The sequence below is a fragment of the Streptomyces sp. KLMMK genome, from assembly GCF_036961605.1.
In the GTDB taxonomy this organism is placed as follows: domain Bacteria; phylum Actinomycetota; class Actinomycetes; order Streptomycetales; family Streptomycetaceae; genus Streptomyces; species Streptomyces telluris.
On the sequence record NZ_JBAMDC010000279.1, the window covers coordinates 1 to 8,743 of the forward strand.

Annotated in this window: 8 protein-coding genes and 1 pseudogene; 5 read left to right on the top strand and 4 right to left on the bottom strand. The window is 73.6% G+C overall.

Features of this window, described 5'->3' with window-relative positions; all coding sequences use genetic code 11:
- Positions 1 to 961, top strand: a 961-nt coding sequence (locus tag V7793_RS28010; protein WP_336011385.1) for an aminotransferase-like domain-containing protein, incomplete at its 5' end; no start/stop codon positions are given.
- Between the two features lie 57 nt (positions 962 to 1,018).
- Positions 1,019 to 1,423, top strand: a complete 405-nt coding sequence (locus V7793_RS28015) for an RNA-binding S4 domain-containing protein (protein WP_336011387.1) — start codon at positions 1,019 to 1,021, stop codon at positions 1,421 to 1,423.
- Positions 1,424 to 1,479: 56 nt separating this feature from the next.
- Here V7793_RS28015 and V7793_RS28020 read toward each other — a convergent pair whose 3' ends face one another.
- Together V7793_RS28020 and V7793_RS28025 are read right to left on the bottom strand one after the other, a co-directional pair.
- Entirely contained in the window at positions 1,480 to 2,121 is a 642-nt protein-coding gene (locus V7793_RS28020; RefSeq protein WP_336011388.1) for an NAD(P)-dependent oxidoreductase, read from the bottom strand.
- Positions 2,122 to 2,179: 58 nt separating this feature from the next.
- The gene (locus V7793_RS28025; protein WP_336011391.1) at positions 2,180 to 3,100 is read right to left on the bottom strand and encodes an EamA family transporter; all 921 of its coding nucleotides are present in this window, start codon (positions 3,098 to 3,100) and stop codon (positions 2,180 to 2,182) included.
- A gap of 110 nt (positions 3,101 to 3,210) precedes the next feature.
- On the opposite strand from V7793_RS28025, the gene V7793_RS28030 reads away from it, so the two are divergent.
- Both V7793_RS28030 and V7793_RS28035 read left to right on the top strand, forming a co-directional pair.
- On the top strand, positions 3,211 to 3,708 hold the full coding sequence (locus V7793_RS28030; RefSeq protein ID WP_336011393.1) for a MarR family winged helix-turn-helix transcriptional regulator: 498 nt from the start codon (positions 3,211 to 3,213) through the stop codon (positions 3,706 to 3,708).
- Between the two features lie 145 nt (positions 3,709 to 3,853).
- Entirely contained in the window at positions 3,854 to 6,073 is a 2,220-nt protein-coding gene (locus tag V7793_RS28035; RefSeq protein WP_336011394.1) for an NADP-dependent isocitrate dehydrogenase, read from the top strand.
- A gap of 92 nt (positions 6,074 to 6,165) precedes the next feature.
- Here V7793_RS28035 and V7793_RS28040 read toward each other — a convergent pair whose 3' ends face one another.
- Entirely contained in the window at positions 6,166 to 7,569 is a 1,404-nt protein-coding gene (locus V7793_RS28040; RefSeq protein ID WP_336011397.1) for an SMI1/KNR4 family protein, read from the bottom strand.
- A gap of 49 nt (positions 7,570 to 7,618) precedes the next feature.
- Complete coding sequence (locus V7793_RS28045) at positions 7,619 to 8,146, bottom strand: hypothetical protein (protein ID WP_336011400.1); 528 nt, start codon at positions 8,144 to 8,146, stop codon at positions 7,619 to 7,621.
- A gap of 314 nt (positions 8,147 to 8,460) precedes the next feature.
- Here V7793_RS28045 and V7793_RS28050 point away from each other — a divergent pair.
- Positions 8,461 to 8,743: pseudogene (locus tag V7793_RS28050) on the top strand (N-acetyl-gamma-glutamyl-phosphate reductase); the annotation flags it as partial.

Consider the following 8,743-nt stretch of genomic DNA (forward strand, 5'->3'; position numbering starts at 1 on the left):
CCGCGAGATCGGCGGCCCGGCGGGCACCGTCGCCGCCTCCGAAGTGCTGATCACCGCCGGCGGGCAGAGCGCCCTGACCGCGGCCCTGCGGGCCCTCGCCCCGCCCGGGGCGCCCGTCCTCGTCGAATCCCCGACCTACCCCGGCATGCTCGCCGCCGCGCGCGCCTCCGGGCTGCGGCCCGTACCCGTGCCCACCGACGCCCGCGGCGTGCGCACCGACCTGCTCGCGGAGGCGTTCCGCACGAGCGGCGCCCGCGTCTTCGTCTGCCAGCCGCTGTTCCAGAACCCGACCGGCGCCGTCCTGGCCGACGACCGGCGGCCGGAGGTGATCCGGGTGGCCCGCGAGGCCGGAGCCTTCGTCATCGAGGACGACTTCGCGCGCCGCCTCGCCCACGAGGACGCGCCGCCGCTGCCGCCCGCCCTCGCCGCGGACGACCCCGACGGCATCGTCGTCCACGTCTGCTCCCTCACCAAGGCCACCTCGCCGAGCCTGCGCGTGGGGGCCCTCGCCGCCCGCGGGCCCGTCCTCGAACGCCTGCGGGCCGTCCAGGTCGTGGACAGCTTCTTCGTGCCGCGCCCGCTGCAGGAGGCCGCCCTCGAACTCGTCGGCTCGCCCGCCTGGACCCGGCACCGGCGTACGACCGCCGCCGAGCTGCGCGTCCGGCGCGAGGCGCTGCTCACCGCCCTGCACCGGGAACTGCCCGCCGTATCCGTCGACTTCGTCCCGCCCGGGGGCTTCCACGTGTGGGCCCGGCTGCCGGACGGCACCGACGACGCCGCGCTGTCCGCGGCCGCGCTGCGCGCCGGCGTCGCCGTGGCCTCGGGCGGTCCGTACCACCCGGCGGAGTCCGTGGCCCCGCACCTGCGGCTGAGCTTCGCGGCGGTCGCCGGGACGGCCGAGCTGGCGGAGGGCGTGAGCAGGCTGCGGACGGCGTTCGAGACCGCATGCCCCGGAGGGTGACGTCCCCGTGCCCCGGCGAGTCGTCGTGATCCGCCGGACAGGCCCTACAGTCGGAGCATGGCTTCAGTAGTTGCTTCAGGCGAGGGCGCCGCGCCGGTCCGGGTCGACAGCTGGATCTGGTCCGTGCGGCTCACGAAGACGCGCTCCGCGGCGGGTGCCGCCTGCCGTGCGGGCCACGTCCGCGTCAACGGCGAGCGCGCCAAGCCCGCCCAGGCGGTGCGCCCCGGCGACGAGGTGCGGGTGCGCCTCGACGGGCGGGAGCGCATCGTCGTGGTGTCGCGGCTCATCAGCAAGCGGGTCGGCGCGCCCGTCGCCGCCGAGTGCTACGTCGACAACACCCCGCCCGAGCCGCCGCGCGAGCACGTGGCCGCGACGGCCGTCCGCGACCGCGGCACGGGCCGCCCCACCAAACGCGACCGCCGCGAACTGGAACGCCTGCAGGGCGCGCAGCGGGGCCGCTGACGAAAAGGGTGGCGGACCGGCTCCCACGGGCCGGTCCGCCACCCTTTTCGCGGTCGTCAGTACCCGACCGTGAACCGCGTCCGGTGGTGCACCGGCTTCTCGGCCTCGTCGAGGAGGGCTACGGAGAGGTCTTCCATGGAGATCGCCGAGTTGCCCTCGGCGTCCACGATGAGCTCGTCCTTCCCCAGGCGGTAGCGGCCGGTGCGCTCGCCCGGCTCCAGGACGGCGGGCGGGCTCAGGTAGGCCCAGTCCACGCCGTGCTCGGCGGCGCGGCAGGCGGCCAGCTGGTCGTTGCAGGCCAGGGCTATGGGCCGCCAGTCGGCGGGGAAGCCGGGCCCGTCGATGACGGTCGTGCCGTCGGTGCCGGGGAGGGTCAGGCTGCCGGCGCCGCCGACGAGCAGCAGCCGGACGCCGGTCCCGGAGAGCCCGGCCAGCAGCCCCTGGGTGACGGCGAGGAGCTGGTGCTCGCTGCCGGGCGCGGGGCGGGTCGCGGTGATCACGACGTCCTGCCCGGCGCTGAGCCGTGCGACGTCCGCGGGGTCCGAGGCGTCGCCGGTGCGGGCGGTGGCGCCCGCCGGCAGCTCGCCGAAGCGGGCGGAGTCCCGTACGACGGCGGTGACTTCGTGGCCGCGGGACAGCGCCTCGGTCACGACGCGGCTGCCCACGTTGCCGGCTGCTCCGAAGACGGTGATGCGCATAGCTGTCAGCTCCTTGGTCGGAAGGGAATCACTGGGTCTTGACGGGCGGGCGGTGACGTCACCGGGTGGCGGGCTCGGGGTCCGGCACCTTCGGGGCCGGGCGTTCCGTGCGGGCCGGGCCCGGCGCGCCGCGCCGGAGCTGGGCCACCACGAGCGACACCAGGACGACGAGCGCGCCGAAGCCCTGGACGACGCCGAGTTCCTGATCGAGTATCAGCCATCCCAGCGCCGTGGCGACGAGCGGGCTGAGCAGCCCGAGGAAGGTCGCGTCGGTGGGGGAGAGCAGCCGGATCCCGCGGAACCACAGGCTGTAGGCGAGGGCGGATCCGATGACGGCGAGGTAGGCGTATCCGGCCAGGTTCGCGGCGGTCGGCGCCGCGGGCGGCAGGCCTTCGGCGAAGAGGGTGACGGGGAGCAGCAGCAGGCCGCCCGCCACGAGCTGCCAGCCGGTGGTCGCGAGGAGGGGCGCGGGGGAGACCCAGCGCTTGCTGAGGACGATTCCGGCAGCCATGACGACCGCTCCGCCGACCGCGGCGGCGACCCCGAGGACGTCCAGCCGCGCCTCGGCCCGGAGCACGAGCAGGCTGACCCCGGCGACGCCGGCGACGGCGGCGATCAGCGTACGGGGGGAGAGCCGTTCGCCCAGCAGGCCGGCGGAGAGCAGGGCGACCAGCAGCGGCTGTATCGCGCCGACGGTGGCGGCGACCCCGCCGGGCAGGCGGTACGCGGCGACGAACAGCAGAGCGAAGAACCCGCCGATGTTGAGGGCGCCGAGCACGAGCGCCCGCCACCACCACACGCCCTGCGGCAGGCGCCGCGTCACGGCGACGAGCGCGAGCCCGGCGGGCAGGGCCCGGACGACCGCCGCGAGGAGCGGGCGCCCCGGGGGGAGGAGCTCGGTGGTCACGAGGTAGGTGGTGCCCCAGACGGCAGGCGCGAGGGCGGTGAGCAGCAGGGTTCCGACTCGATTGCTTAGCACTAAAGCAATGTATCTCACCGCTAAGCTATTTTGGGGCCGGAGAGGCGGGCGAAGCGGCGTGAGGTACCTCACTGCTAAGACAGTTGCGTCCGGTCCACTACCCTGGCCCGATGGCAGATCACGTCGACCGCGTACTCGAACAGTGGGCTGTGCAACGCCCTGACCTGGATGTATCCCCGATGGCGGTGCTCGGGCGGCTCAAGCGGCTGGCCCGGCTCGTCGACGTCGAAACGGGCCGCACCTTCAACGCCCACGGCCTTGATCCGGCATCCTTCGACGTCCTCGCCACGCTGCGCCGCAGCGCCGCGCCGCACCGGCTGACCCCGGCCGAGCTGATGCGCTCGTCGATGGTCACGTCGGGAGCGATCACCCAGCGTCTGGACCGCCTGGAGGCCCGCGGCCTGGTGAGCCGCAGGCCCAGTGCCTCGGACGGCCGCAGCGTCGTCGTCGAGCTCACCGACGAGGGCCGCGCCCTCGTGGACGAGACCCTGCCCGACCACCTCGCCACCTCGGAGGGCCTGCTCGCCGCCCTCACGGAGGAGGAGCGCGAAGCGCTCGCGGCAGGCCTCAGGAAGCTGCTGGAGTCCCTGGGCGGCGGAATGAGCTGACCCGGGGCTCCCGGGGCGCCGGGCCCGCAGCCGGAACGCGGCGGCGGGCCCGTTCCGCAGATGTGGCCAGGGTCCTGTCGAGGGGGGCTCCGCCACGAGATATCTTGATGTCGAGCAATGTTACAGACGTGGAGCGGAGCACCCGGTGACTGACTCGACCATCATTTACACGCACACCGACGAGGCGCCGGCCCTGGCCACGCACTCGTTCCTGCCCGTGGTCCAGGCCTATGCCTCGACGGCCGGGGTCACTGTGGAGACCCGCGACATCTCCCTGGCCGGCCGGATCATCTCGCAGTTCCCCGAGTACCTCGAAGAGGGCCAGCGCATCGACGACGCGCTCGCCGAGCTCGGCCGGCTGGCCAGGACGCCGGGTGCCAACATCATCAAGCTGCCCAACATCTCGGCCTCGATCCCGCAGCTGAAGGCCGCGGTCGCCGAGCTGCAGGCGCAGGGCTACGCGCTGCCGGACTACCCGGACGACCCGAAGACCGACGAGGAGCGCGACATCCGCGCCCGCTACGACAAGGTCAAGGGCAGCGCGGTCAACCCCGTCCTGCGCGAGGGCAACTCCGACCGCCGCGCCCCCGCGTCGGTCAAGAACTACGCCAAGACGCACCCGCACCGCATGGGCGCCTGGACGGCCGACTCGAAGACGAACGTCGCCACCATGGGCGTCGACGACTTCCGCTCCACCGAGAAGTCCGCGGTCATCGCCGAGGACGGCACGCTCCGCATCGAGCTCTCGGGTGACGACGGCTCCACCACGGTCCTGCGCGAGTCGGTCCCCGTGCTCGCCGGCGAGGTCGTCGACGCCTCCGTCATGCGCGTCGCCGCGCTGCGCGAGTTCCTCACGGCGCAGGTCGCCCGCGCCAAGGCCGAGGGCGTGCTGTTCTCCGTGCACCTGAAGGCCACGATGATGAAGGTCTCCGACCCGATCATCTTCGGCCACGTGGTCCGCGCCTTCTTCCCGAAGACGTTCGCGCAGTACGGCGAGCAGCTCGCCGCCGCGGGCCTGACCCCGAACGACGGCCTCGGCGGCATCTTCAAGGGCCTGGAGGCCCTGCCCGAGGGCGCCGCGATCAAGGCCTCCTTCGACGCCGAGCTCGCCGAGGGCCCGGCCCTGGCGATGGTCGACTCCGACAAGGGCATCACCAACCTGCACGTCCCCAGCGACGTCATCGTCGACGCCTCCATGCCGGCCATGATCCGCACCTCCGGCCACATGTGGGGCCCGGACGGCCAGGAGGCCGACACCCTCGCCGTCCTCCCGGACAGCAGCTACGCGGGCGTCTACCAGGTCGTCCTCGACGACTGCCGCGCCAACGGCGCCTTCGACCCCTCGACGATGGGCTCCGTGCCCAACGTCGGCCTCATGGCGCAGAAGGCCGAGGAGTACGGCAGCCACGACAAGACCTTCGAGGTCGCCGCCACCGGTACGGTGCGCGTCCTCGACGGCGCCGGCAACGTCGTGCTGGAGCAGGCGGTCGGCGCGGGCGACATCTTCCGCATGTGCCAGTCCAAGGACGCGCCGATCCGCGACTGGGTCAAGCTGGCCGTCACCCGCGCCCGCGCGACCGGCGTCCCGGCCGTGTTCTGGCTCGACGAGAACCGCGCGCACGACGCGCAGCTCATCGAGAAGGTCAAGGCGTACCTGCCGGAGCACGACACCGAGGGCCTGCAGATCGAGATCATGTCGCCCGTCGAGGCGACGAAGTTCTCGCTGGAGCGCATCCGCCGCGGCGAGGACACGATCTCCGTCACCGGCAACGTCCTGCGTGACTACCTCACCGACCTCTTCCCGATCCTGGAGCTCGGCACGAGCGCGAAGATGCTCTCGGTCGTCCCGCTCATGAACGGCGGCGGCCTGTTCGAGACCGGCGCCGGCGGCTCCGCTCCCAAGCACGTGCAGCAGCTCGTCAAGGAGAACTACCTCCGCTGGGACAGCCTGGGCGAGTTCTTCGCGCTCGCGGCCAGCTTCGAGCACCTCGCGGCGACCACGGGCAACGCCCGCGCCAAGGTCCTGGCGGACACGCTCGACCGCGCCACCGGCACCTTCCTCAACGAGGACAAGTCGCCGAGCCGCCGCCTGGGCGGCATCGACAACCGCGGCAGCCACTTCTACCTGGCGCTCTACTGGGCCCAGGAGCTCGCGAAGCAGACCGACGACGCCCAGCTCGCGGAGGCGTTCGGCCCCCTGGCCAAGACGCTCACCGAGCAGGAGGGGACCATCGTCGACGAGCTCATCGCGGTGCAGGGCTCCCCGGCCGAGATCGGCGGCTACTACCAGCCCGACGTGACGAAGGCCTCGGCCGTCATGCGCCCGTCGGCGACGCTCAACCAGGCTCTGGCGATCCTGGGCTGACGCGCCCGCGCGACGGAAAACCGTTCCGCCCCGGCCGGCACTGCGCCCGGCCGGGGCGGTTCCGTTCCTGCCGGACCGCCGCCGCAGCCTCCCTACGGCACGGCGCCGAGGCTGCCTTCGAGGACCGTCCGGATGATCCGGGGCCGGTCCCAGAGAGCCAGGATCTCGTTGGCGACGTCCACGACGGCCAGGGGGTCCTGGTCGCCGTGCACCCTGATGGCGGCGGCCGACAGGCTGCGCGGGACGGCTCCGGCGCCGAGGAGGACGCGCCATTCCTGCGGGCCGAGATCCAGGAACTCCAGGCCGGTCAGCCCGGCGATCTCCAGCGGGTCGGCGAGCGTGCCGGGGTACGCGGCGAGGGTCCGCAGGCGGGGCAGTCCGGCGACCGGAGCGAGACTGAGCGGCTCCCTGTCCCATACGCCGATGGACAGCACCTCCAAGCCGGGATGCGCGGCCGCCTCGACGCTCGGCAGGCTCCGGATGTTCACGTGGGCCACCACAGGCGGCCCGTCCCCGCCCGAGCCGCCGCGCCGCTCGCTGAGCCGGTTCAGCACCATGTCGGTGAGCGAATCGGCGACCAGGGACGCGCCGACGTTCTCCTCGTGACCGACCATGATGATCTGTCCCACGTGCCCCTGCGGGCCGGGGGTCAGGTCGACCGCCAGCCGGTCGCCGCCGCCGTTGTCCCCGAAGACGATCCAGCCGGGCGAGCCGACCAGGCCCTGCACGGCGGCGTCGGGCGGCGTGACGACCGCCTCCATCGCCGCGAACTCCCAACGGCAGTGACGGGACGACGCGTCGGCGACGTACAGGTCGTCCAGCGCGAAGAGCTCGCAGCCGACCGCCCTGCATTCGCGCTGCGCCGCCTCGTGGTCGTCGCCCCGGTCCTCCCACCGTGCCCGCGTCACCCGGTAGAGCGCCTTGAGCTCCTCGGGCAGGGTGATGCCGAGGCGCGCTTCCGCAGCGGCGATCTCCGCCTCCGTCGCGCCGACGGCGCGGGGCAGCCGCTCACGGAGCGTCCGCTCCAGCAGTCCGGGATCCGCCGAAGGGGCCGGCACCGCTCCGGGCGCCGGTTCGGGAAGCCGGCGGCAGGGCTCGGGCAGGGCGCCTTCGACGAGGATGAGCGTCCCCGGGTGCGGGGTGCCGATGCCGGGCTCCACGGCGGGGCTGGGCCCGAGCAGGCGCAGCGCGGCCTTCCCGGCCGGCGAGATCTCCGCCGTGAAGGAGATGCCGTCGACGCCGGCGTCCGCCAGCGCGCGCTGCACCCGCTTCACCGCGTCGAACTCGTCCTGCATGTCTTCGGCCCGGGCGGCCCGGCCGGGCGGCGGCAGCCGCCGCTGCAGGGGCAGACTCCAGCTGCCCCTGCCGATGCTTCCCGCCACGCGGACCGAACGGGCTGCCTGCCCCTGCGCGTTGCCGGCCCGTAGGAGCCGTAGTACGGGCTCCCAGGTCGCGAAGTCGTGGATCGGGGGCAAGGGGGGCTTCTGATCAACCATGCGCAGACCGTATGCGGAACCACTGACACCCCGCCCGGGACCGCGCGCTTCAGGCGGCGCGGCAGAGCGCCGCGGTGCCGGACGGGGCCGAGGCGCGGGCCACGGTCGCCTGCAGAGGGCGGTGGGTGGTGCGGACGGCGGCCGCGGCCTGCGAGCGGTTCCGCGCGAAGACGACGAGGCGCAGCACCGCGAACCGCGCGACACCGGCGAGCGCGGACGCCGACAGGTAGACGACCTGCTCCAGCACCGCACCGGGTGCCGCCACCAGCTGCTGCAGGGCGAGCATCGCCACGCAGGTCACCACGTACGCGGCCGCCGCGGACCCGGCCGACTGCGCATGCTGGCGCCAGGTCGCGCGCCCGCCCGCGCCGAAGGTGAAGCGGGCGTGCAGCTCGGTGGCGAGGAGCGTGGAGACCACGGTGATCAGGGCGTTGGCCAGGACCCAGGGAATCCAGGAGGCGAGGGCCGCAACGGCGAAGCTGGAGGCCAGCCCCACCCCGCCGCCGCAGAGCACGAAGCGGGCGAAGGCGCCGAAGGCGCCGGGTGCCGCCTGCTGCCGACTCTGCGCTGTCTCCATGATTCCGACCCCTTTTGACGGCTCACCCCACGAAACGCGCGCCCCGCGGCCTGCGGGGGCCGTGGGGCGCGCTGCCCATGAGTGCCATCATGACGCATGTGTGGCGCCATTACGAGCCATTTATGGCGCCATGTATGGCATCGCGGGGCCCGGGGTCCGGCGATGGCTTGCGAAGCCGCAGGTCAGAGGGCGTTTCCCGCCGGCGTCGGCGCGGCCGGATCGATGTCGGGACTCCCGGGCGCCCGCCCTGATAGGTGGCATTGCATAAATCTTCGCTTATTCGTATAGTCATGCCATCGACCAGGAGGGGCCCGATGGCAGTACGTGTGGCAGTGGCAGGAGCGAGCGGATACGCGGGCGGCGAAGTGCTGCGCCTGCTGCTCGCGCACCCCGGCGTGCGGATCGGTGCCCTCACCGCGAACTCCAACGCGGGCCAGCGGCTCGGCACCGTGCAGCCGCACCTGCTGCCCCTGGCCGGGCGCGTGCTGGAGCCCACGACGGCCGAGGTCCTCGCCGGGCACGACGTCGTCTTCCTCGCCCTGCCGCACGGTCAGTCCGCGGCCGTCGCCGCCGAGCTCGGCGACGGGGTCCTGGTGA